Below are 21607 nucleotides of genomic sequence, written 5' to 3'. Positions count from 1 at the left end.
GAGACGACCGTCACGTCCGATCCTCCACCCCCTGACCACCGGTTCCCGGTACCCTACCGGGGCACCGGGAACCGGTGGTCAGCACTCGTCGATCTGGGCCTGGTAGTCCTCGGCATCCAGGTCGACCGCCTCGATGCAGTCCATACGCTCCTGGAACTCCGCCTCCGACTCGTCGAGTTGGCGCTCCATCTCCACGCCGATCTCTTCGAGCTCATCGGAAAGCTCCTCGACCGCGCCGAACACGATGGTCATACCCCAGATCCCCAGCGCGATCGCGCCTGCGCCGAGCAGGCTGCCGATGACCGACATCTTCGTGTTGGTGGCCGTGCCCCTGCGCGCCCGACCCCAACCGAGGAAACCGAACAACACTGCCAGCGCACCAAGGATGAGTGCGATGAACCCGGTAAACGGGACGAGCCCGAGCACCAGACCGATCAGCGCGAGCACCAGCGCGGTGATACCGAAGCCATTGCGCGGCTCCTGCGTGGGCATGGGAGCCTGTTGGGCTTCTGTCATGCTCGAATCCTTTCCTGAAACCGATGTCGATATGAACGTATTTCGCGGTAGATGGATTATTAGCACTGCTGAGAACTACGAGTGATTAGCCACACTCGCTGCTGCCGGTGACACACCGGCTCAGTCCAGTGCATAGAAGGCGCGGGTGTCTCCGATACTCAGCAGCTCCTCGATCCGGATCGTGGCTCGCTCAAGCTGCTCGGCGGGCACGGCGATGCAGACGTTGCCGCTGACCTGGCCACCGGGAAACGTCTCGCCGGTGTCGGCCAGCGGCTCCGGAATGACCCCGCAATAATCGTCCAGGGACGCCGCGCCGAAGGTGTTCCCGTCACCGCCCACCACGGCCCAGCTGAAGTCGGTCCACGCGGTCCCGGAGTCCTCCCCGACGTAGGTCGCCGCCACGCCGAACATCACGAACTGGCGACCGTCCGCAGGCGGTTCGTTGAACTCGTTCTCGGCGAGTATCTCGTCCGTGGCATCCGGGGTCACCTCGGTGACTGCTAGCTCCCAGCCCGCCACCTCGATGGTGGTGCCGACCTCCAGCGGGTTGTCCCGAGTCCCGTACTCGCCGCCGTCCCCTGCGTCCCCGTCGCCCGTTCCGTCGCCGGTTTCTCCGGACTCGGCGGAATCAACTGCCTCCGTCGACTCGCCGTCACCGTCGACGACGTCAGCCCCCGAGCCCGACGCGGGCCCCGGCGAGCATCCTGCGAGGACGAGCAGCGCCGCCGCTCCCGCGGCGATCGAACTCCGTCGTGTCATGGTGTGCCTCCTTGCCTTGACGACCGCGGTCGGTGAGACGGCCGCGCGAACCAGATCCAGCACACCTGCCGCTACCCCGCTGCCGCGTCGTTCGCGTGGCTAGAGGTCGCTACGACGAAAGTCGTCACTGCCGGGAGAGCAAGCGACGTTCGGTTGACGCGGCACCGTCGGTGCCGGACCGTACGCTCGTTCCATGCGCCCCGTGCCGGATTCACCACCCGACTGCAGGCGGGACACGAGCAGCGTGGTGCGCCGGATCGGGCGCACCACGTTCACGACGTTCGTCATCGGCTCCAGCGTTTTCAGCAGCTTCTTCGTTTTCGGCGCCCAGGCTTTCGAGCCGGGGCCGCTGGAACAGTTCCCGCCATGGCTGGTGGGGATCAGTTTCGTCGCCGCGCTCGCCGCTGCCACCGCGCTCCGCTGGCGGCACCAGCATCCGGTGCTGGTCACCGGCATCGCCGTGATCCCGCCGTTGCTGTTGGTCGCCGAAGCCCTCGCGGCGCTGATCGCGCTGGCCGCCCTCGCGGCCAGCCGCCGGGATCGCGTGTTGTGGCTCGGGGTGGTGCTGGTGCTGGCGGGTACGACCCTCGCGGTACGGCGGGACGCGCGCCGCGAACCCGACCTGTCCGTGGTGCAGGCGTTGTTCGGTGCCGACAGCACGGGCGAGCGGGTCGACGTGCCGCTGTATGCGTCCGTGCTGATCGCCGCCGTGCTGACCGCGATCCCCCTCGGGGTGGGGCTGTGGCGCCGCACGCGGCGGGAGCTGAGCAGGAGCGAAGTCAAGGAGCAGGAACTGCTGTCCGAGATGGCGCGGCAGGAGGAGCGCGCCAGGATCGCGCGCGAGATGCACGACGTGCTCGGCCACCGGCTGACGCAGCTCTCATTACAGGCGGGCGCGTTGGAGGTCAGCGCTCCGACGGACGACTCGCCCGCGACCCGTGCCGCACGCTCGGTACGGGCCACCGCACGCGAGTCACTGGACGACCTCCGCCAGGTCGTCGGCGTGCTGCGGGAGGGTGGCAGCCTTACCGCGAGTGGTGGTGGTCGGATCGCCGAACGCACCCAGCCGACATTGGCCGATATCCCCGAGCTGATCGCCGAGACGCGCCGCACCGGGGTGCCCGCCAACGTCACCGTGGTGTTGGAGGAGTCCACGGCCGCTCCCACGGCGTTGGCCGCCGGGGCGTACCGGATCGTGCAGGAATCGCTGACCAACGTCGCACGCCACGCAGGCGGCGCTGGCGCCGAGGTGTCGGTGCTGGGTAAACCGGGAGACGGGGTGAGCATCGAGATCAGCAACCCACTCCCGAGAGAGGTCTCCGGTGCTCCCACCGTTGCCCCGGGCACCGGGCTGACCGGCATCGCCGAACGGGTGGACGCGCTCGGGGGCACGGTCAGCACCGGACCGACAGGCGAAGGCACGTTCCGGGTGCATGCCTGGCTCCCGTGGGAACGAACGGTCGGGGACGCGTCCTAACATGAGCGGGTGCCCCTTCACGCCGATCACCCGGACGGTGCGAGCCCGCCGCTGCGGGTGTTGATCGTCGACGACGACCCGATGGTGCGGTCGATGCTGACGACGATCCTGGACAGCGCGGGCGACGTCACCGTTGTCGCCGAGGCGGAGGACGGCGACCAGGTGGTGGACCGGGTCCACCGGCACGCCCTGGACGTGGTGTTGATGGACATCCGGATGCGGCGCACCGGCGGGCTCGCGGCCACCCGCGAGGTGCTCGGGCTTCCGGACCCGCCGAAGGTCCTGGTGCTGACCACATTCGACCTCGACGAGTACGTCTACTCTGCGCTGCGGGCGGGCGCAAGCGGATTCCTGCTCAAGGAGGAGTCCCCGCAGGACATCATCAATGCCGTGCGGGTCGTCGCGGCGGGCGAGGCGATGCTGTCTCCGCCGCTGACCACGCGTTTGATCACCAGCTACGTCACAACCGGCGCATCGCCCCGGCGGGAACGGGCGCGGGACAAGCTCGCGGATCTGAGTGAGCGGGAACGGCAAGTCATCACCGAGGTCGCACGCGGCAAGTCCAACGCCGAGATCGGCGCAGAGCTGCTTCTCAGCGAGGCCACCGTGAAGACCCACCTCACCAGGAGCTTCACCAAGCTGGACGTCACCAGCCGCGTGCAAGCGACGATCTTCGCCTACGAGGCGGGCCTCGTGACGCCGTAACGGGAGCAGGCGGAGCCGAGCGCTCCGGGCGCCACCGCCGGGGGGTGGGAGCCGAAGGACTCCCTGGGTACCGGATATGTACCGAAGGCCCCCTTCGGCTCGACCCGCCGCCTCTGACCGGGCGACATGAGCCGCGTGCCGGGTTACCGTGGCGGCATGCGGATCGTGTCGCTGCTGCCTTCGACCACCGAGATCCTGTTCGCGCTCGGGCTGGGCGACGATGTGGTCGGGGTGACGTTCGAGTGCGACTACCCGCCTGAGGCGCGCGTGCGCCGGATCGTCTCCACCAGCACGCTGCCCGCAGGGCTGAGCCTGGCCGAGATCGATGCCGCGGTCAGCGAACGCAAAGCCGCGGGTGAGGACCTGTACCACCTCGACGAGGGGGCGCTGGCGGAGCTGGACGCCGACCTGATCGTCACCCAGGACCTGTGTGCGGTGTGCGCGGCGAACGTCTCCACCGTCCACCAGGCGCTGCGGCACTTGGGATCGTCGGCGGAAGTGCTCACGATCAACCCGCACACACTCAGCGAGGTGCTGAAGTCGATCGTGACGGTTGGCGACGCCACCGGCGCCACAGCCACGGCCGAGGAGCTGGTCACCGCGCTGTCGCGCCGCCTCGACACGGTCAGGCAGCGGGTCGACGGGCACCGCCGGGTGCCCACCATGGTGCTGGAATGGACCGACCCGCCATACGCTCCAGGCCACTGGGTGCCGGACATGATCTCCGAAGCCGGGGGCCGTCCCGTCCTCGGCACCGCGGGGCAGCCGTCGTTCGCCACCACGTGGTGCGAGGTCGCAGCCGCCGGGCCCGAGGCGATCGTCAGCGCCCCGTGCGGATTCGATCTCGACGAGGCCGCGCAGCATACTGCAGAAGCGCGTGACCGTGGTGTGCTGCCCGCAGGGACCCCGATGTGGGCCGTGGACGCCAACGCCGCCTTCGCCAGGCCGGGGCCTCGCCTGGTCGACGGGGTCGAGGCGATGGCCGCGATCCTGCATCCGGATGTGTTCGGCGAACCGGATCCGGCGGTCGCCCGCCGGGTGGCGTGACCGGCCGGGTGGTCACTGGCCGCGCAGCCGTGCCAGCACCGCGTGCCCGCGTGACGACAGCCGGTACCCCACGTCGAGGCTTTCGGTGAGCCCGAGCTCCTTGATGCGCCGCACGTCGCTTTTGAACCGTTCGGTGTCGCGCCCGGCGAGTTCTGCGAGCTCGGCGGCGCGCACTCCTGGGCGCGCTCCGATCAAGTCGAGATAGCGGCGGGTCCACGGCCCACGCCTACTCCACGCGTCCATTGTGGTGAGCTTGTGCACGGTCGATTCGACCGCCTCGGAGCCGGGTTCGCTCACCTCGCGGAGCGCCACCCTCCCGTCCGGCCCGGCATAGCGGACCTCGATCCGGTGGATATCGCCGCCTCCTGCCTCGCCGAGCGCGGCCAGCAACTCCGTTCGGGAGGCGTACCCGGCGCGAGCGGCCTCACGCTCGGTGATCGCGGCTTCGGTCACCACGTGCACCGAATCGAAGGCGAGCACGCCGACCGCCGTGCGCCGCGAACCGCCCGGGGTGACGCTGCGCCTGCGCCACCGCCGGAACGCCAGGTCGATCTCCCCCGCGAGGATCCCCTCCAGCGCGCTCCGGGTGAACAGCATCAGTCGCCCCGCCGTGCCTCGGGCCGGTCGGCGTTGGCTCCGGCCCAGTCACCGACCGGGGAGAGTCCCGCGTACTCGCGGATATCGCCTGCCGCGTGGTGCTCGCCGTCGTGCCCGGTGAAGTCGAACGCGCTCAAGTACCGGGCGGAGAGGAAGTTCGCCCGCCACGGGTACTCGTCCTTCCCGTGCGTCGCACCGTCCGGCACCGGGCCCTCCAGCAACGCGCGGGTGCCCAGCTCCTGCCGCTGCGGGTCGGGGTGGAGCTGCCGATCGAACCACGCCAGCGTGTAGAAGTCGACCTGGCGCGTGCCGTAGGTGGTGGCCGGCAGGATGTAGGGAACCTCGTTCCACTCCACATGCGTACCACCGCGCACGGTGAGGTCGAAGGCGTCCACCCCCGCGTCGCGCCAGGTGTCGAACGCGCCGAGCCGTTCAGTGGGTTCGGGTGCGCGCGGCATCGGGTGCGGGGTGAAGAAGTACCCGTCCGCCTGCTGGTTCATCGCGGGCACCACCGGCTCGACCTCGCCGGAGAGGGCGTCCCACGCGACAACGGCCCGGATCGGGTACGACTCACCGCCGCACAGCGCCGCGTCCTGCCAGGCTTGCCCCGCGTCGGAGCATTGCTGCACCTTCGAGACTGCCTGGGCACCGAGCGAGTGCCCGGCGAGCCCGATGCGGGACGGATCGAGGTACTCCGCGAGCGGGTTCGACCAGTGGAGCGACCCCTGCCCCTGCGCGCGCACGGCATCGACATCCGATTCCGTCCAACCACCGGGACGGTACTGATCATCGCTTGTAGATAGCAGGAACCGGATCGCGTCGATCGTCCCTTCGTCGAAGTTGCTCGCCTGCTGCGAGGGGAACCCATCGAGGTTGGGAAGGAGGGAACCGGGTTCGTGCCCGAACCCCTCGCTGTCGCCCTGCCCCTGGGCGTCCCATGTGAACACCAAGTAGCCGTTACGTGCCAGCGTACGGGCCGCCCACCAGTAGCTCTGCTGCGGCGCCTGGATGGAACCGGAAGTGACGACCACCCCTGGGCGTGGTCCCGGGGTACCGTCCCAGAACAGGTGCCCCTGTAACTCCGCACCGGTGCGGGAGACGAAGCTGACCTCCACCGGCTGAACCTCGTGGTAGTCCCTTGGATTGCCGACGGCTCCGCCGGGGATCAACCGCCCGAGTCCCGTGTAGAGCCTGCCCTGCGGGAGCCCGGAGAGCTGCCCTCCGAGGTTCTCGAACCAGGTCTGGCCCGCAAGGGGGAATAACTCCGCGTGGTACTCGGGATCGGTCAACTGCTCCAGCTGCTTACCCTCGACGCTCGCGCGGGCTGCGGTGTCCGCGTCGAACTCGACGTAATCAGCATCGCTGTAGTCGTCGGCGGCAGCGGGCGGCGCGCCGAGGATCAGCGTCAGGCAGGCGAGGACAGCGGTGGCGGTCGGGGCCGTCGGGACCCTACGACGGACGGTAAACACGCGTACATCATGCAGCAAAGGCCGCCGGGTGTGAAGGTCTTCTCAGCGAACTCGGCGGCAAGCGGCGGTTAACGGGATGGTGATCACCTAGATCGAGGTGGCGCCCAGAACTCCCCTATTGCGATCAGGATGACTCCGACCACGATGGAGAAATTCTTTCCCCAGAAAAGCGAATACAGACTCAACATCGGGCCGCTCGTTACCTGAACGTCTTCCCGCGCACACGTCAGCTCGATCCCGCTCGCGGGCGGGTCAAGATACTCGCCACGTACTGTCGCCCGGGTTGTCGGTGGCAGCTCGATCGTTTCTGCTTCCCGTCCTGGCGACCGGACCGTGCATTGGCGATCCTCGGCCGGTCCGCTCGAAGTCACCAGGAAGCGGGTGTCAGTATCCCCTGCGGGGATAACCATCGCTTCCCCGACTTGCTCGCCGCCAAATCGGGCGTAAAACGAAGCGCTGAAGGTTACCACGATCAGCAGGCCGCCGATGATCCTCAGCAGCCATCGCACCTGAAATCGAGTTCGCTCGCTCATGGACCGCCCAGTGGTCGCCCGAAACCCCGCCACAGCTCGTCGGGCTCATCGCCTGTTTCGTCGGATTCGTGTTTCGATTCCGATTCCACCTGCTCTTCTACGGCCTCATCAAGTTGCGCCGACATCTCGCCGAGGTCCAGCTCGCCCATCCGCGCGAGGCCAGATTCCAGCGCCTCACGGTACGCGGGAACGTCCGCCAGCCCTCGCCACGAGACATTTCCATCTCGGAGTTCCCGGCCCATCTCACGGACAACGCGATCATCGCTTTCGGTCATCAGATCACAGATCATGCGATCCATCGCGCGTTCGTCGCGAAGTAAGGGGCCGAGCGGACTTTGGTCGATCTTCGCAAGTACTTCATCGATGGATGGCTGCCCCACGGGCCTGTCACCTTCTGCGCCGGACATACCTTCACTCCTTACGTCGCACGTCAGGTCTCAGGACTCGGGACCCTTGGAGCGCCGTCGGGAAGCCGCGGCAAGGGATTGTCGGCATCGACTTGACCAAAGCTGTTACCCGCACTGTCAAAAGCTCTGGCAGCGGACTCGATTCTGTCTGCAAGATCAAGCGCTGTACGAAGCAGATCGATCACGCGGTAGATCTTGCTGACGGTGAATGCGCCAACGATCAACGCGACGGGCAGGCCGACTTTGGTCGAACCTGCGGCCACCGTGATTCCGGCGCTAGCAGCGGCCTTGAGTGCCGCGTCTCCCGCATCGGAAATGACGGGCCCAAGGGCGTCACGAAAGTCTCTGGCACCGTCCGCGGCGGCTTGGTACTCTCCCGCGATTGCATCGAGCGGCTCGGCAGCGGAATCGAGCGCTCGAGCCAATTCGAGCAGGTGCACCTGGCAGCCATCGGCTGCATTGCCGGTCCAGACATCCGTCATGCCTTGTGTCGACCACCGGATATTCTCGCTCATGTCCTCAGCTGCACGAGCCACGTTGCGGAACACATCAGCGCACGCACGCATACCGGCCCAGTCACCACATACCGGCTTGAGGATCAGCTCGTAAATGTCATAGCCGCGATCACAGGCGCCAACCATTGCGCCCAGCTCGGTGACCTTGAGGATGGCATTGCGGATCATCGCGCTGGGGCTGGCAATGTCCCACCACGACGGCTCGTAGGCGAGCTCATCGTGGTAGTCCTTCGGCGCCGTGTAGTGGCTGGTCGGGTCGGTAACGTCCTCGAAAGCCCCTGCCTGTGCACTTACCTCGTCCACGTCGCGTCGCGCCGCCGCGACATCACTTCCCGGGTAGGTACCATCCAGCTGTTCGGCGCTGGCGTGGTCGGTCGACCGGTAGTAACGCGCGGCATCGATCAGCGCTTCGGACATGGTCGCCGCGGTCGGTTCAGCGAGCCTGGACAGGAAGTGCTCGACCTGCCCCTGCACCTCACGGTGTCCACCGGCGATCAGGTTGATCAACCCCTCACCGGTGAAGCTGATCTCGGTGTGGGACCCCACATATGACTTACCCGCGGTCGCGTGCTCCTGCAGCCGTTCCATCTGCTTGCTCAGCGCGGCGACCGCGTCCGGATCGACCGAGAACCCCATGCCTCCCCCTCATCTTGTACCAGTGACTCCACTCGCGCGAAGTACTGTATCAACCCACCATGTCAACAAGATCGCGATCGGCTGCGGCCGTGCGTGCTGTCGCGCCGGCGCGGTAGTCTCCGGTATGCCCACAACGGAGCAGGTCACCAGCGACGACCTCGACAGGCTCGGCGTCGAGGGGCTCGTGGCTGCCGACCCCGAGTCGGTGATCGCCGAGCTGGTCAATTCCGTCGACAGCGACCGACTGGCCGACGAGTCCGACACCCGCTACGCCTTGTCGCTCGCGGCCGAGATCGCGCACCGCCACGGAGACGACGAACGCGCGCTGACCCTGTACGATCGCGCGATCGCGGCACCGGACGACCCGGACGACCCGGACGGCGGGTTCACCCGCGCCTGCCGGGCCGAGGTGCTCGCCGATCTCGACCGCGAGGACGAAGCGCTGGCCGCGCTGCGAGAACTGCGCCCGCTCCTGGGAGTCGATCCCGGCGCGGCCGAGTACCTCACCGCGGCGCTCGTCCAGTGCGGCTACGACGAGATGGCCGAGGAGTGGCTGACCGACGCGCTGCGGCAGCTACTCGCGCAGCTCAGGGACGAGGAGCTCAGCGAGGACAGCAACGAAGCCGAGGTGCTGCTCAACCTGGGGCGGCAACGCTACGAGCTGCGGGGAACGCTCGAGAAGACCGCCGATGATCTCGACCTGTTCGTCGAGGAGCTCGACGGTGCCGTCGAGGAGGACGCCGCCGAAGACGAACCGGAGGAGGACGGTGAGAACGGAGTAGCCGCGCTGTTCTGGCCCCGAGCAGAGTTCGACGCGCTCGGCACGTTCTGGCCCTCACATGCCGAACTCGCCGGGGCCACCTGGGACGAGCACTGCGCAAACGTCGAGCGCGAGCTGGTCGAGGTCTCCGCACACGGCGCCCCCGAGATTGTGCTCGTGCCGGGATCGGCGGCCGAACTTCGCGACTATGTTTCCGAGCATGGGATCGAGGACATCGACCTCGATGACCTCGACGGCTTCTTCGAGCAGTCACACGGTGTCGGCGAACCCGTGCCCTGGCCGCCGGGACGGAACGAAGCTTGCTGGTGCGGTTCGGGGACCAAGTACCAGAAGTGCTGCCTACCCCGCTCACGCGTCTGAGCGATCCGCTCCCCTTCACCCTGTGGCGCACGCCGACCCGCGGCGCGACGATGAGGGGATGGACGGTTCGGCACCCATCGGGTTGATCCGTGAGATCGTGCTCGACACCCCCGATCCGTGGAGTCTGGCGCGGTTCTGGTCCGGGCTACTCGGCGGCACACCTGTGGAGTGGTACCCGGGCTGGGTCACGCTGGAACCCCCGCCGCACGGCCAGCGCCTGTCGTTCCAGGCCAGCGAGGGTTCTTGGGGCGAGGCGCACTGCCCGGCCCATTTCGACATCCTGGTACACGATCTGGAGCGCGGTCACGAGGCGGTGCTCGCGCGGGGCGGCACCTACGTCGGCGAGCGTTATTCACCTCGGGCGGGCGCCGCGGGCGAGACCGTGCCGTGGCGTGTCTACCGGGATCCCGACGGCCACCCGTTCTGCCTGGTGGTGCGGTGAGCAGGCGCGGTTCGCGCATCTGCCGCCGTCACGGCTCGCCGGTGATCTCGGTGCAGCGCAACCCGTCACTGCGCGCGGGCGTGCCTCGCAGCGCCAACGCCGAACGCTGGTCCAGCTCCGCGCAACGAACCGGGTATCCATCTACAAGCAACGGATTCATCTCGTTGGAGGCCGCCGTGTAGGCGAGCATGTGGCGTGGTTCGGTACCGTCGTCCAGTCGGATCGTGGCCACACCGTCGGCCAGCCGCACCAGGCGGTAGCGGCTGCCCCGCCCCTCGCAGCGGTCCAGCACCCTGCGCTGGTCCGGGGTGGCGAACCACACCGCGTGGTGCTCGCTGGCACCGGGGGCAGCCACCAGCACCGCGGGTCGCTGGCCGTCGCGCGGCCGGTGACCGGCCGACCACGCCGCGACGACACCGGTGCACGATGCACGCATCACCACGGCTGGACCGGTCAGTCCGAGATCCGAGCGCAGCCAGTTGATCTTCTCGGGGCAGGCGTTCGACCCGTAGGCCAGCACCGGATAGCGACTGCCCAGCGGCTCGGCTCCGTGGTGAGCGAGCCACGCGTCCAGGCACGACTCGCTCTCGTCTCCCGCGACGACACGCCACCCGGAGGGCATGGTCACGTCCGGGAGTAGCGGGTAGCACGTGCCGCCGAGATGGACGAACGAGCAGCCGGGGCGGGAACCTGGATACGGGAACTCCGGGTAATCCGCCGCGGCGAAGGGGGCCAGTGCCGGGGCTGTTGACGGTAGTCGGGGCATGTCGCTCTACTGTGGTCCATAACCCCGACATCGCGCTGCGATATGGGTCACATTGTGACGCGCTGCGCTGGCACGCACACGTTCAGAACACGAACCCGCCCGGCTTGCCGTTGCGGTCGGCCAGCAAACCGGCCAGCGTGGCGATCGCGATCTCCGGCGGGGTACGGGAACCGATGTTCAGCCCGATCGGCCGGTGCACCCGAGCGATCTCGTCGTCCGGCACACCGAGCCCGCGTAGCGCAACCACGTGCGGCCCCTCCCGGTGCGGGTTACCCATCACTCCGACCCACCGCACCGGCTGGGCCAGCACGTCACGCAGCACCGGCCCCAGCTCGCCGCGGTGGTGATCGGTCACCACCACATCGGTGTCACCGTCGAGACCGGTGGCGGTGGCGGAGACCGCGACACCGTCACCGCTGACCTCGGCCGCGCGGTCCAGTTCCGGCTCAACCAGCGTCACCCGGTAACCGGCGTCTCGGCCGTAGGCCAGCAGGTACCGCGCCATCGGGGAGGCGAACACCGCCACCAGGTTCCGGGTGTCCCGCTCGGCCGCACGGTTGCCGTGCGCCTCATCGCATGCCGTGCTGTCCTCGGTCATGACCACAGTGTGGCCGGACGAGGCGGGCGTGGGCCAGGAGCCGATCAGTCACAGGACGGTTTGCGGTCGACCGGACGTCGTGGGAGCCGGGACTCGACCAGCATTCGCGGCCGCGGCCCGGACCACGGCGCGGGAGGGACGTGCAGCGCGGCGGCCAGCGCGTAGACCACCTGCTCGTAGTTGACCCGCCAGCCCCGGAAGTGCGGCCACGCGGCGTCGACGTCGCGCTCGGCCGGGTAACCCACCGCGGCCAGCTTGCGCACAGCGTCGTCGAAATCCTCCTTGGCCAACTGGATCTCGCTGTCCGGGTGGGGGTCGGGATCGTGGTCGACACCCAACACCTCGGCGATGGCACGCAGCGACATGAATCCGGTGCGCAACGCGAGCCGCGCCGACACCGGCGCGGACTCCGGCCGCAACGCGTGCTCCAGCGCAGCCGCGTCCAGCACCGCCAGCAGCGAGGTCAACCAGGAACGGTCGGGATGCGGGGAGCGGAACGCACCAAGGATCGGGTAGCTGGTGTGGGTCTCACCCACGTCGGCGGCCCAATGCTCCCACGCCGTGTACAGCTCGGGCAGGTCGTCGAGCGTGCCGTCGCGGGCGGACCTGGCCAGCAACTCGACGCCCCACGCAGGCGAACTCGCACGGGTCTCCAGCAGGCTGACCAGCCGTTCCCGTTCGTTGAACGCGCCGTAGAGCGTGGGCAGGTAGCCGATCAGCAACGCCACCACGATCACGCCCGACAGCACCGCGGACAGCGACGCTGCCTGCACGGGGCCGATACCGGACGCGTCCAGCCCGAGCACCGAGCCGGTCATCGCGACGAGCATCCCGAACACCCCGGTCTCGCCGGACCACGGCCGCGCCAGCAGCGCATACGCCAACGCCAGCAGACCCAGCCACACCACGAGGAGCGCGAGCAGCGCCACCGGCGGCTGCATCGCCAGGATCCGGTCCTTGGCGCGGTAGCCGCGCCAAGGCCATGCCGCGGCCACGAAGATCCCGCGCACGCCCTTGATGACGGCTTCGGCGAGGGTGGAGGGGGTGGCCCGCGGCACGACCAGCGTCCACAGCACGCTCAGCACGGTCGTGACCAGCAGCGCCGCGCCCGCCACGAACGCGGCGGTTGGCAACACGGCGTCGATCATGGTGAGGCGGCAGCTTACCAGGGGTAGACGCCATACTCGGGCTATGTGGCACGACGACCGCCCGGCACATAATCGCCTCGGGCATCTGGAGCGGCGACGTGGATGACGGTACGGCGCGGCGGCTCCTCGGCATCGGGCCGCAGGCTTCGATCCAGCAGGCCCGCGAGGCCTACAAGCGGCGCGCGAAGATGATCCACCCGGACCGCCACGCGTACGCCTCCGCCGAGGCCCGACGGGAGGCCGAGCGAGCCATGGCCGAGCTCAACGAGGCGTGGCGCGCGCTACGCACCGGTTCGACCACACGGGAGGCCTCCCAGCGGCGCGACGCCGGACGGCACAGCACCGGGAAACACAGCACTCAGCGGAGCACCACCGAGCGGCGCGAAACCGGCAGGGCGTACGCGAGCTACGAACCACCCGCAGCCACCCAACCCGGGGCGGATCGCGCCTGGCCGCACCGCCCGCGTGCCAGGGGCTGTGAGATCTGCGGGTACACCCCGGCCATCTGGATCGACATCCGCGCGCTGACCGGATTGGTCATCTTTCACCGGTCCGACCGGTACGCCGCGACGTTGTGCCGTTACTGCGGCACCGCGATCTGGCGCGATGTGCAGGCACAGACGCTGACCCTCGGCTGGTGGGGCGTTCCCGCGCTGTTCATCAATCTCGCCGTGCTGGTGAACAACCGCACCTACGGCGTGGCGCTGCGGGAACTCGAACCGCCCCAGGCCCGGGTGGCCGATTCGGGGGCGCCGCTGTCCGAACCGATAGCTCTCACCAAACGGGTCGCGACGCGGGTGCTGCCGTGGCTTGCCATGGTGGCCCTGCTGGTGCTAGTCACCCTGCTGGTGGTGGCACTGGTGCAAGCGCGGGGATGAGCGGGCGCCCCGCGCGACTCTCCACCGGAGTCACTTAGGGTTGCTCGGCAAGCTAGCTCAAGTACCGCTTGGGGGTACGTGCCATGTCCGAGCCCACCGCGCCCGCTAGTCCGGGTGAGACCTACCGGTTCCGCCGCCACCGGGTAAGGCTATGGTTGGCCGCTGCCGTCACGCTGCTGCTGGTGACCGGCGCGACCGCTGTCGCGGTCAGCACCGGGGAGGAGGCCACGCTGCGCCTCGCCGACACCCCGGGCAGCGGCACTCCGGAGCCCACGGCGCTTGGTTTCGAACCTAACCCCGATGTGTTGATCTCCCCGGACGGCACACCGCACGTTCCGGCCTGCCGGGTGGTCGGCCCCGAGGACCTGCGGCAGGCGGGGATGGCACTGTCCGACCTCGCAGCGGAAGGCAACGCGAGTCACGTGGGCGTCTCCCGGATCTGGCGCGACAACGGGACAACCGATCATCGCGACACCCCGTCGTTTCGTGGGCTGTCGAGCCACTGCACGTACACCCTCGATCCCCTCGCCGACAACCCGCTGCCCGCCCTCGAAGTGGGCACCGGCGGGGCCACCCGGGACGGTATGGAAACCGCCCGCACGATCCTCGACGAGGAGTACGATCCGACCGGCTCGATACGGGGATTCACGCTGTACGAAGCTCCCTCCGAGCAGTACGCGCTCGTGAAAGCGGACCGGGCCGTGGTGTTCCTGCACCGCACGCTGCCCGGGGAGCTCGACGAACGGCTGCTGGAGATCGCGGCGAGGAACTTCGAACGGCTGCTCGACGAGCCCGAAGGTCCAGCGCTGGCGCGGTACCGGGGCTCTCCCCTCGACGAGGACGTCGTCGAGGGGTGTCCCCTGCTGGCTGGTGAACCGATCAGGGAGGTCACCGGGGACGACGTCAGCCCAAGCGGCAAAGAGGTTCTCGCGGCACATCCGGCGGCGGCGCCCGCGACGTCCTCGGCGCCGGGTGAGAGCTACCTCTACAACCAATGCGAACGGATCACCATGCCGCACTCCGACGACGGCGATCCCTCCGGACGCGGGCCCACCTTCCGGCTGACGGTGCGCGCGTTCGAATCGGAGGACGGTGCCGCGCAGCATTTCGACAGCGACTTCCCGGACACCATCGGCTCGTACGGGGAGTCGTTCGTCCTCAGCGACACCGGCGACGACGCCTACGCCGGAATGCGACAGAGCGGAGCGTCCACGACAGACCTCTACGTGCGCTCGGGTCGCGTCACCTTCGAGCTCACCTACCTCCATGCGGGGCGCGGTGACACCGGCGACCTCGAGCAGCGGATCGAGCGGCTCGAACCGCTCACCGAACACATCCTCGAAACGCTGGAGCGTGACGGGTACTGACGCCACGGCAGAGGGTCGGTGGCTGAGTCCCCGGGCACCAGCCTGGGGGACCCGACGCGCGGTTCCTCCCCTATGCCCGGGACACCTCCTAAGATATTGCGTCAAGCCCGCTCGCCTGCCGCGCGGAGGCACCGATCATGGCGCAGGACCCATCGCACCCGGAGCAGCGAGCCGGCACCGGCTGGCTTCGCTCCAGCCGAGCACGGTGGTTGCTGGCCGCGGCGATCGTCCTGGTCCTGGTCGCGGGCATCGCCCTCGCGGTGGTCACCAGCGACGACCCGACGCTGCGGCTGGCGAACCCCGATGACATCCCCACTGACCCGGAGCTGGCCACGCTCAGTCTCGAACCCAACCCCCACGTGGTCACCGCCCCCAACGGCACCCCACACATCCCACCCTGCCGCGTGCTGAGCCCCGAGGATCTGAGCGAAGCCGGCATGCGATTCCACGAAACGAAGTTCCAGCACAACGGGCGGGTGGTCGGCATCAGCCGGGTCCGTTACGACTACGTCGGCGAGGCCACCTTCGAGGCCGACGACGGTCGACGGGCCTCCCCTGGCCATTGCTCGTACACTTTCGGCGCCGCTCCCGAGCACGAGGTGCCGGTAGTCAATGTGGATGTGTACGAGACCGCGATGCCGTACGCGGAACAGGCCTTCGACATGCTCGCGGCCAATTTCGATGAGGTCGGCACGGTGGAAGGCCTCGCGTTGCACGAGGCGTCCGGCCATGTCGCCGATGAGCGACGCTACGCGCTGGAGTCGGGCGAGGCTGTCGTGATGATCAGCGGAAACATCCCGATCGAGGAGGTCGCGACCCGGCTCGTCGAGATCGCGGCGGCGAACGTGCAGCAACTCCACGACGAACCGGAAGGGCCAGCGGTTGCCCGGTACCGGGGCACGCCCCTCGACGGCGAGGCAGTCGATGCCTGCAGGCTGCTCGCCAACGAGCCGATCCGCCAGATCACCAGCAACGATGCCACCCCTTATGCCAACGAGATACTCCCCTTCCACGCCCGTCGCACATCGAGCGGGAGCGACTACATCCGTCACCGGTGCCAGCGCACTGATGTCCCCCGACACCCTGACGAGGACGATCCGCCGCAGCATGCCATCGGTATCAACAACTTCGACCTGACCGTGAGGACGTTCGCCTCGGAGGACGGCGCCGAGGCGCATTTCGACAGCGACTTCTCGGACAACATCGGAGCGTACGACGAATCCTTTGTGCTCAGCGGCACCGGCGACGACGCGTACGCGGGCATGTCCCGGAGCGGCCCGACTGAAGTTCACCTGTTCGTGCGTACGGGCCGGGTCACCTTCACGCTCGAATACTTCCACCGGGAACCCGCGCAGCAGGATCTCGAGCGGAGCATCGCGCAGCTCGAACCGCTCACCGAGCACATCGTCGCCACGCTGCGGGGTGAAGGGTACTGACCCCGGAAATCAATGAGGGGCCCGCCGGATCCGGCGGGCCCCTCATTGATCAAGCGAAGTGGGTGTCAGAGCACCGTCACGCCGGTGGCCTGCGGCCCCCGGTTGGTCTGACCGGTTTCGAACTCGACGCGCGCGTTCTCCTCCAGGCTACGGAACCCGTTGCCATTGATCTCCGAGTAGTGCACGAAGACGTCGCCCCCACCGTCGTCGGGCGAGATGAAACCAAACCCCTTCTCGGAGCTGAACCACTTCACGGTGCCTTGAGCCATAAAAAATCTCCTACTTATCACCAAACTGTACGGGGCAGCGACGTCGCCGACCCCGGGCTCCTGCGGGTTTGGGACCTCGGAGAGCATCCACAACGCCCGCTGAACATTCTTGCGGGCGTGGGAAAACACGAACACAAAAACGATCGAACCACTGCCATCTGATCACAGACGGGCACCGGACGTCAAGTCGGGGCGACACACGCCTCAACCGCGGTGGTGGCGTGCGGTGGTGGCGTGATCGCGCCATTACCGGTAGTGTGACTGTCATCGGGGGCGTCGTCCCCTTCCGGGCATGGTCACAACTCGTAGCCGACCGCCCTGTCACCAATGATTGAGGTTCCTCCTTGACGTCATACACGTCCCAATCCGGTCAGCGGACCCACGACGAGGTCACGCCGGTGCACTTCAGCCACCCACCAGCAGCGGAGCAGCCGAACCGCGACGAGTGCGCACGGCAGCCCAGCGAGATCCCGAACGCGCGCTCGCCCCAGTTCGTCGCGCCGGGAGCACGAACCCAGCGGTAACGTCCTCACCACGCGAGCAGGTTCACCCCCGCGGGAGATGGTGCCGGGCGTGCCCGCGCACCACCCGCAGGCCGGGTGAACCAGCCGAAACGCATGCCGAGCTGTGACCGAAAACACCCGGGCGTGTAGCAGCGTTCTGCTGTGCTGCGGGTGCGGGTGCGATGATTCCACCGGTTCAGCCGGCCAGGTGATCGGCCGATCACGCCTCACGCGGAGCAGCCGATCAGATGATCCGATCCCGTCAGATTTCTTTTCCTCGTTTGTGGACCGTCACGCCGTCCGATCTGTGTGGTATGCACGACACTCGCTTTTCGTAACCTGCGGAAGCGGGCGGAATACACTCGACCCGGCTCACTGTTGCACCGGGTATGAAGGCTGTGGTGATCAACGAGTTCGGAGACGCTGACGTCCTGACTCACCAGGAAGTACCCGACCCGCTCACCGGCCCGGACTGGGTACTCGTCGAGGCCCGCGCCGCCGGGGTCAATCCGGTGGACTGGAAGATCCGGCGCGGCTACCTGCAGAGCGTGTACCCGCACCACTTCCCGCTGATCCCCGGCTGGGACGTCGCCGGGATCGTGCGCGCCGCGGGCCCGGCCGTCACCCGCTTCCGCGAAGGCGACGAGGTCATCGGCTACGTCCGTAAGGATCACGTGCAGCACGGCACCTACGCCCAGCTCGTGGGGGCGCCGGAACGGACCCTGGCGCGCAAACCCGGCTCCGTCCCGTTCGCCGAAGCCGCCGGCCTGCCACTGGCCGGGCTCACCGCGCTGCAGCTGCTGAACGCGGTCGAGGTCGGCGAGGGTGACACCGTGCTCGTCCACGCCGCCGCCGGTGGTGTCGGGCACCTCGCGGTGCAGCTCGCGCATGCCCTCGGCGCTTCCCGGGTGATCGGAACCGCGTCGGAGGGCAACCACGATTTCCTCCGCAAGCTCGGTGCCGAACCCGTCACCTACGGCGACGACCTGATCGAGCGAGTCCGCGAGCTCGCGGGTGGTGACGGGAAGGTCGACGCGGCGCTGGACCTGATCGGCGGGCAGGCGCTGACCGACTCGCCCGCGCTGGTGCGTGACCCGGCGCGACACGGCTCCGTGGTGGACGCGCAGACGGTGCTGCAGCAGGGCGGCCGGTACGTGTTCGTGCGCCCGGATTCCGCGCAGCTCGACTGGCTGGGCCGGCTCGCAGACGAGGGCAGGCTGTCGGTGGAGGTGCAGCAGACGTTCCCGCTTGCCCAGGCCGCTGACGCGCACCGACTGCTGGAGGGCGGCCACGTGCGGGGGAAGGTCGCGTTGACCGTGGCGTGACGCCCGTTGCGGCCGGGCGGGTCACCCATCCGGTGCGGGCTACCCGGCGTCGAGGCGGGCCACCAGTGTCTTGGGCGCGATACAGCGGTAGGCGTCCTCGGCCAGCTCGTCGATCTCGACCCAATCGACCGGGACGTCGAGGTACACACCGAGCCATCCCCGATGGCCGACGTACGGCGGGCGGAAGAACCGATCCGGTTCAGCCGAGACCAGCGCCTCCTGTGCTCCCGGCGGAGCGGCGCACCAGAACCCCAGCCGCTCGTAGTACGGGGAATCAGCATAGGTCACGAAGGTCTTCTTACCGCGAACGAACCACGTCGGCGCGCCGTGGCTGAGCCGCTCGGTGACCTCAGGCAACGCGAGGCACCGGGCGCGCAGCAACTCCAGGGGCTCACCCCCGTCGTCGGTAGACATGGCGGCAGTATGCGGCACCGCACCGACAACGTGCCGACCCTCGCGTGCCTTCTGTAACGGGATCGTCGGTGGCCGCCGCTATGGTGTGGGTCACCGTCACGGAGGCCCTGCGCAGCATGCGGCCCCGACGCGCCACGGGAGGTAAGCTGGATGACCACTGATCAGGCAGAACTCGACACCTACCCGGTGACCGAGCAGCGCTGGGACGACCTGGCCGCGCTGTTCGAGAAACCGGGCCCACGTGGCGGCAGGCAGGACACTGCCAACTGCTGGTGCTCCGTGTGGCGATACCCCATGCGCTCGGCCGAGTCGAACAAGGCGGCGCTGCGCTCGCTGGTGACCGACCACGACCCGCCGGGGCTGCTGGCGTATCGCGACGGCGAGGCCGTCGGGTGGGTCTCCGTCGCCCCACGCGAGCAGTTCGCCAGCCTCCTTCGTGGATCGCAGTTCAAGCCGCGTGACGACGACAGCGGCGTGTTCGTGATCAGCTGCTTCGCTGTGGACCGCAGTGTGCGAGGGCGGGGTGTCGGGCGGGCGCTGGTAGACGCGGCCGTGCGATACGCGTTGGAACGGGGCGCGACCGCCGTGGAAGCCTTCCCCGGCGATCCGCCGGACTACAAGGGGAAGCTGGACTGGTTCCTCGACTACGGGTTCGAGGTCATGCGCACCGTGGGGAAGCGGACGGTCGTGCGGTATACGGCGTGAAGGGACGCGCAGGTGATCCAGCGGAGACCGGATCGAGCGAACCGCAGGCGGTGGCGGCTTCAGCTACTTACGGTTCCCCGCCAGGCAACTGCACCTCCACCCTCTCGGCGATCCGCTCAGCGTAATCACACGCCTCGTCAGTATCCCGATTGGACTGTGTGACCAGAACCAACGCGCGTTCGGACTCGTCCACCTTCATGGAGATGCCACAGTGTCCATCGCTGGCGCCTTCGATGGGATTGATGGCCATGCGCGCGTCGCGTCCGTTTACCGTTCCCTCGTACACCTCGCCTTCGAGCAGATCGAACGGTGTTTCCCCAAGCTCCACTGTGACGCTGACGTCGCCCAGCTTTCGAGATCGGCATGAACGGTCGGACCGGACGTCGGGGGGCTCCCCGGGGTCGAATCCTTCCCCCTCGAGCGCTACATCCAGGATCTCACAGGAGTCCAGTGCCAAGACTCCGTCATGAATACCGTTGCTTTGTTCGCCAGATATTGGATCACCTTCCGGCTCGGCGGTCCCGGCTTCCTGACCGCACCCGGCTACCAGGAGGCCGACACCCAGCGCCATCGCGTACTTGCTCACCGGGGACAGCACGGAGTACTCACTCCTGATCAAATCCGGTCAGCGCCTGCTCGGCGGCGGCTTCGGTCTCGTCGTAGTTGCGCCGCGCGATCGCCAAACCTTCTTTCATCTTCTTGAACCCCGTACGTAGCGTCGCACCTAAGTGGGAGTTAGCACCTGTTCGGCCGAACGCAGAGTAGGTAACATTCGTGCTGACATCGTGGTCAACGATGCGTGATCACAGTGCCCCAGCTGACGTCCGCCGTACTCCGTCGCACTGGGCAGTCGTTCGTTGATCAGTGCTGTGCCCATGGTGTCCTGCCCCCTGACAACAAGGTTGCCGTCACAGCTCGCGTCTGCTTTGGAGATCACGATGAGTCTTACCGCTCCCAATCAGGGAGCTGCGGCTCGACTTGTTCGGCAAGCTCTTCAGCGAAATCGCATGCCTCGTCTGTGTCACGGTCGATGCGCGTCACGAACACCAATGCGCGCTGCGAGTCCTCTACTTTCACTGACACTCCACAGAAGCCGTCACTGGCACCTTCGATCGGTTCTCTGAACAGTCGCGCCGGACGGTCGTTCACCACACCCTCAAAGACCTCGCCGTCGAGTACGTCGAAGGGTCCATCTTGAAACTCCAGCGTGGTCTGAATGCTACCCGGTTTGTCCACGTTGCAAGCGCGGTCGCTGCGGGTATCTGGACGCTCCCCCGGCTCGAAGTCCTGGCCTTCCAAAGCGGTTTCCAGCAAGTCGCACGGATCAAGCGCAAACAGATCAGATTCACGCTCGGAGCCATCCGCGCCCGCAGCGGTCGGAGTCGATTCAGGATCTGCAGTGCCTGTTTCTTGACCACATCCGACGATGAGCAGTCCCAGCACCGCAACGAGCGCAACAGTCCTTACCGAGCTTCGCACAGCACCTCACTCCTGATCGAACGCGGTGAACGATTGTTCGGCCGCTGCCTCAGCCTCGTCGTAGTTACGGCGCGCGATCTGTAAGGCTTCCCGCATCTTCTTGAACCCTTCGTACATCAAGTCCAGATTGGGAATCAGGGCTCGTTCGTCCCCGACAGCAACTTTGGCGTTGTACTCGGCGATCCGCTTCGCGAAGTCGCTGGATCCCATCGGCGCTGGGACAGCTAGTTCTATTGCCTCGCGCCGCAGCTCGTCCCACCCATCGATGTACTTGTCACACACGCGGGTGTAGGCCTGCATGGACTCCTCGTTGACCGCGAACTGGCCGTCAACGGCCAGCTGCTTGAACGTCTCCGCGCCGTGGTGGAAACTTATCGACACTCTTGGTGTCGAACGGACTGACCTTTCCCATGTCCTGAAGCGACGTGGCTGCTTCGTCGCCTGGCGTCGCGACCGGCTGCTCGCTGAACCCAGT

At 67.7% G+C, this 21607-nt stretch carries 26 protein-coding genes; 11 read left to right on the top strand and 15 right to left on the bottom strand.

Features of this window, described 5'->3' with window-relative positions; translation table 11 throughout:
• Positions 1-78 precede the first annotated feature (78 nt).
• Both F8178_RS07615 and F8178_RS07610 read right to left on the bottom strand, forming a co-directional pair.
• Complete coding sequence (locus F8178_RS07615; RefSeq protein ID WP_317493977.1) at positions 79-516, bottom strand: DUF4190 domain-containing protein; 438 nt, start codon at positions 514-516, stop codon at positions 79-81.
• 120 nt (positions 517-636) lie between these two features.
• Complete coding sequence (locus F8178_RS07610; RefSeq protein WP_317493976.1) at positions 637-1275, bottom strand: hypothetical protein; 639 nt, start codon at positions 1273-1275, stop codon at positions 637-639.
• A gap of 193 nt (positions 1276-1468) precedes the next feature.
• Between F8178_RS07610 and F8178_RS07605 the strand changes: the two genes are divergently transcribed.
• The 3 genes from F8178_RS07605 to F8178_RS07595 all read left to right on the top strand — a co-directional run bounded on the left by F8178_RS07605 (position 1469) and on the right by F8178_RS07595 (position 4504).
• Positions 1469-2752, top strand: a complete 1284-nt coding sequence (locus F8178_RS07605; RefSeq protein ID WP_317493975.1) for a histidine kinase — start codon at positions 1469-1471, stop codon at positions 2750-2752.
• Positions 2753-2809: 57 nt separating this feature from the next.
• Complete coding sequence (locus F8178_RS07600; RefSeq protein WP_317494296.1) at positions 2810-3457, top strand: response regulator transcription factor; 648 nt, start codon at positions 2810-2812, stop codon at positions 3455-3457.
• 156 nt (positions 3458-3613) lie between these two features.
• Entirely contained in the window at positions 3614-4504 is an 891-nt protein-coding gene (locus F8178_RS07595; protein ID WP_317493974.1) for a cobalamin-binding protein, read from the top strand.
• A 12-nt stretch (positions 4505-4516) separates the two neighbouring features.
• Here F8178_RS07595 and F8178_RS07590 read toward each other — a convergent pair whose 3' ends face one another.
• The 5 genes from F8178_RS07590 to F8178_RS07570 all read right to left on the bottom strand — a co-directional run bounded on the left by F8178_RS07590 (position 4517) and on the right by F8178_RS07570 (position 8661).
• Positions 4517-5101, bottom strand: a complete 585-nt coding sequence (locus F8178_RS07590) for a hypothetical protein (RefSeq protein WP_317493973.1) — start codon at positions 5099-5101, stop codon at positions 4517-4519.
• Positions 5101-6570, bottom strand: a complete 1470-nt coding sequence (locus F8178_RS07585; RefSeq protein ID WP_317493972.1) for a hypothetical protein — start codon at positions 6568-6570, stop codon at positions 5101-5103. The genes F8178_RS07590 and F8178_RS07585 overlap by 1 nt, the downstream gene beginning before the upstream one ends.
• 83 nt (positions 6571-6653) lie before the next feature.
• Complete coding sequence (locus tag F8178_RS07580; protein ID WP_317493971.1) at positions 6654-7103, bottom strand: hypothetical protein; 450 nt, start codon at positions 7101-7103, stop codon at positions 6654-6656.
• Positions 7100-7510 (bottom strand): hypothetical protein, encoded by a 411-nt coding sequence (locus F8178_RS07575; RefSeq protein ID WP_317493970.1) that lies wholly within the window; start codon positions 7508-7510, stop codon positions 7100-7102. Before F8178_RS07575 ends, F8178_RS07580 begins: the two co-directional genes overlap by 4 nt.
• A gap of 23 nt (positions 7511-7533) precedes the next feature.
• Positions 7534-8661, bottom strand: a complete 1128-nt coding sequence (locus F8178_RS07570) for a hypothetical protein (protein ID WP_317493969.1) — start codon at positions 8659-8661, stop codon at positions 7534-7536.
• 124 nt (positions 8662-8785) lie between these two features.
• Here F8178_RS07570 and F8178_RS07565 point away from each other — a divergent pair, with 124 nt between their 5' ends.
• Together F8178_RS07565 and F8178_RS07560 are read left to right on the top strand one after the other, a co-directional pair.
• On the top strand, positions 8786-9802 hold the full coding sequence (locus F8178_RS07565; protein ID WP_317493968.1) for an SEC-C domain-containing protein: 1017 nt from the start codon (positions 8786-8788) through the stop codon (positions 9800-9802).
• Between the two features lie 58 nt (positions 9803-9860).
• The gene (locus tag F8178_RS07560) at positions 9861-10244 is read left to right on the top strand and encodes a VOC family protein (protein WP_317493967.1); all 384 of its coding nucleotides are present in this window, start codon (positions 9861-9863) and stop codon (positions 10242-10244) included.
• Positions 10245-10272: 28 nt separating this feature from the next.
• On the opposite strand, the gene F8178_RS07555 is transcribed toward F8178_RS07560, so the two are convergent.
• The 3 genes from F8178_RS07555 to F8178_RS07545 all read right to left on the bottom strand — a co-directional run bounded on the left by F8178_RS07555 (position 10273) and on the right by F8178_RS07545 (position 12756).
• Entirely contained in the window at positions 10273-11010 is a 738-nt protein-coding gene (locus F8178_RS07555; RefSeq protein ID WP_317493966.1) for a gamma-glutamylcyclotransferase family protein, read from the bottom strand.
• 82 nt (positions 11011-11092) lie between these two features.
• Entirely contained in the window at positions 11093-11608 is a 516-nt protein-coding gene (locus F8178_RS07550; protein WP_317493965.1) for an XdhC family protein, read from the bottom strand.
• A gap of 44 nt (positions 11609-11652) precedes the next feature.
• Positions 11653-12756 carry a hypothetical protein gene (locus F8178_RS07545; RefSeq protein WP_317493964.1) on the bottom strand — a complete coding sequence of 368 codons (1104 nt, stop codon included), beginning with the start codon at positions 12754-12756 and terminating at the stop codon, positions 11653-11655.
• Positions 12757-12854: 98 nt separating this feature from the next.
• Here F8178_RS07545 and F8178_RS07540 point away from each other — a divergent pair, with 98 nt between their 5' ends.
• From F8178_RS07540 to F8178_RS07530, 3 genes are all read left to right on the top strand, one after another.
• Positions 12855-13634 carry a J domain-containing protein gene (locus F8178_RS07540; RefSeq protein ID WP_317493963.1) on the top strand — a complete coding sequence of 260 codons (780 nt, stop codon included), beginning with the start codon at positions 12855-12857 and terminating at the stop codon, positions 13632-13634.
• Positions 13635-13717: 83 nt separating this feature from the next.
• Positions 13718-15001 carry a hypothetical protein gene (locus F8178_RS07535; RefSeq protein ID WP_317493962.1) on the top strand — a complete coding sequence of 428 codons (1284 nt, stop codon included), beginning with the start codon at positions 13718-13720 and terminating at the stop codon, positions 14999-15001.
• 137 nt (positions 15002-15138) lie between these two features.
• Entirely contained in the window at positions 15139-16437 is a 1299-nt protein-coding gene (locus tag F8178_RS07530) for a hypothetical protein (protein WP_317493961.1), read from the top strand.
• 65 nt (positions 16438-16502) lie between these two features.
• Here F8178_RS07530 and F8178_RS07525 read toward each other — a convergent pair whose 3' ends face one another.
• Positions 16503-16706 carry a cold-shock protein gene (locus F8178_RS07525; RefSeq protein ID WP_317493960.1) on the bottom strand — a complete coding sequence of 68 codons (204 nt, stop codon included), beginning with the start codon at positions 16704-16706 and terminating at the stop codon, positions 16503-16505.
• Between the two features lie 344 nt (positions 16707-17050).
• Here F8178_RS07525 and F8178_RS07520 point away from each other — a divergent pair, with 344 nt between their 5' ends.
• Together F8178_RS07520 and F8178_RS07515 are read left to right on the top strand one after the other, a co-directional pair.
• A complete protein-coding gene (locus tag F8178_RS07520) occupies positions 17051-17230 on the top strand; it encodes a hypothetical protein (RefSeq protein ID WP_317493959.1) in 180 nt (59 codons plus the stop codon).
• 368 nt (positions 17231-17598) lie between these two features.
• Complete coding sequence (locus F8178_RS07515; RefSeq protein ID WP_317493958.1) at positions 17599-18534, top strand: NADP-dependent oxidoreductase; 936 nt, start codon at positions 17599-17601, stop codon at positions 18532-18534.
• A gap of 39 nt (positions 18535-18573) precedes the next feature.
• On the opposite strand, the gene F8178_RS07510 is transcribed toward F8178_RS07515, so the two are convergent.
• Entirely contained in the window at positions 18574-18948 is a 375-nt protein-coding gene (locus tag F8178_RS07510) for an MmcQ/YjbR family DNA-binding protein (RefSeq protein ID WP_317493957.1), read from the bottom strand.
• A gap of 150 nt (positions 18949-19098) precedes the next feature.
• Here F8178_RS07510 and F8178_RS07505 point away from each other — a divergent pair, with 150 nt between their 5' ends.
• Complete coding sequence (locus F8178_RS07505; RefSeq protein WP_317493956.1) at positions 19099-19653, top strand: GNAT family N-acetyltransferase; 555 nt, start codon at positions 19099-19101, stop codon at positions 19651-19653.
• Positions 19654-19720: 67 nt separating this feature from the next.
• Here the strand turns inward: F8178_RS07505 and F8178_RS07500 are convergent, their stop codons facing one another.
• The 3 genes from F8178_RS07500 to F8178_RS07490 form a co-directional block, all read right to left on the bottom strand.
• Positions 19721-20251, bottom strand: a complete 531-nt coding sequence (locus tag F8178_RS07500) for a DUF3558 family protein (RefSeq protein WP_317493955.1) — start codon at positions 20249-20251, stop codon at positions 19721-19723.
• A 347-nt stretch (positions 20252-20598) separates the two neighbouring features.
• Entirely contained in the window at positions 20599-21096 is a 498-nt protein-coding gene (locus tag F8178_RS07495; protein ID WP_317493954.1) for a DUF3558 family protein, read from the bottom strand.
• A gap of 42 nt (positions 21097-21138) precedes the next feature.
• Positions 21139-21513, bottom strand: a complete 375-nt coding sequence (locus F8178_RS07490; protein ID WP_317493953.1) for a hypothetical protein — start codon at positions 21511-21513, stop codon at positions 21139-21141.
• Positions 21514-21607 lie beyond the last annotated feature (94 nt).

The organism is Haloechinothrix sp. LS1_15 (genome assembly GCF_033042135.1).
GTDB lineage: Bacteria > Actinomycetota > Actinomycetes > Mycobacteriales > Pseudonocardiaceae > Haloechinothrix.
This window is presented reverse-complemented; position numbering and strand designations above follow the sequence as displayed.

Bases quoted from the DNA above. Each gene is read 5' to 3' on its own strand.
- F8178_RS07515 (WP_317493958.1), top strand. From the start codon at position 17,599: ATGAAGGCTGTGGTGATCAACGAGTTCGGAGACGCTGACGTCCTGACT.
- F8178_RS07570 (WP_317493969.1), bottom strand. From the start codon at position 8,661: ATGGGGTTCTCGGTCGATCCGGACGCGGTCGCCGCGCTGAGCAAGCAG.
- F8178_RS07575 (WP_317493970.1), bottom strand. From the start codon at position 7,510: ATGTCCGGCGCAGAAGGTGACAGGCCCGTGGGGCAGCCATCCATCGAT.
- F8178_RS07535 (WP_317493962.1), top strand. From the start codon at position 13,718: ATGTCCGAGCCCACCGCGCCCGCTAGTCCGGGTGAGACCTACCGGTTC.
- F8178_RS07615 (WP_317493977.1), bottom strand. From the start codon at position 516: ATGACAGAAGCCCAACAGGCTCCCATGCCCACGCAGGAGCCGCGCAAT.
- F8178_RS07525 (WP_317493960.1), bottom strand. From the start codon at position 16,706: ATGGCTCAAGGCACCGTGAAGTGGTTCAGCTCCGAGAAGGGGTTTGGT.
- F8178_RS07590 (WP_317493973.1), bottom strand. From the start codon at position 5,101: ATGCTGTTCACCCGGAGCGCGCTGGAGGGGATCCTCGCGGGGGAGATC.
- F8178_RS07610 (WP_317493976.1), bottom strand. From the start codon at position 1,275: ATGACACGACGGAGTTCGATCGCCGCGGGAGCGGCGGCGCTGCTCGTC.
- F8178_RS07510 (WP_317493957.1), bottom strand. From the start codon at position 18,948: ATGTCTACCGACGACGGGGGTGAGCCCCTGGAGTTGCTGCGCGCCCGG.
- F8178_RS07530 (WP_317493961.1), top strand. From the start codon at position 15,139: ATGGCGCAGGACCCATCGCACCCGGAGCAGCGAGCCGGCACCGGCTGG.
- F8178_RS07580 (WP_317493971.1), bottom strand. From the start codon at position 7,103: ATGAGCGAGCGAACTCGATTTCAGGTGCGATGGCTGCTGAGGATCATC.
- F8178_RS07550 (WP_317493965.1), bottom strand. From the start codon at position 11,608: ATGACCGAGGACAGCACGGCATGCGATGAGGCGCACGGCAACCGTGCG.
- F8178_RS07605 (WP_317493975.1), top strand. From the start codon at position 1,469: ATGCGCCCCGTGCCGGATTCACCACCCGACTGCAGGCGGGACACGAGC.
- F8178_RS07565 (WP_317493968.1), top strand. From the start codon at position 8,786: ATGCCCACAACGGAGCAGGTCACCAGCGACGACCTCGACAGGCTCGGC.
- F8178_RS07560 (WP_317493967.1), top strand. From the start codon at position 9,861: ATGGACGGTTCGGCACCCATCGGGTTGATCCGTGAGATCGTGCTCGAC.
- F8178_RS07505 (WP_317493956.1), top strand. From the start codon at position 19,099: ATGACCACTGATCAGGCAGAACTCGACACCTACCCGGTGACCGAGCAG.
- F8178_RS07555 (WP_317493966.1), bottom strand. From the start codon at position 11,010: ATGCCCCGACTACCGTCAACAGCCCCGGCACTGGCCCCCTTCGCCGCG.
- F8178_RS07545 (WP_317493964.1), bottom strand. From the start codon at position 12,756: ATGATCGACGCCGTGTTGCCAACCGCCGCGTTCGTGGCGGGCGCGGCG.
- F8178_RS07595 (WP_317493974.1), top strand. From the start codon at position 3,614: ATGCGGATCGTGTCGCTGCTGCCTTCGACCACCGAGATCCTGTTCGCG.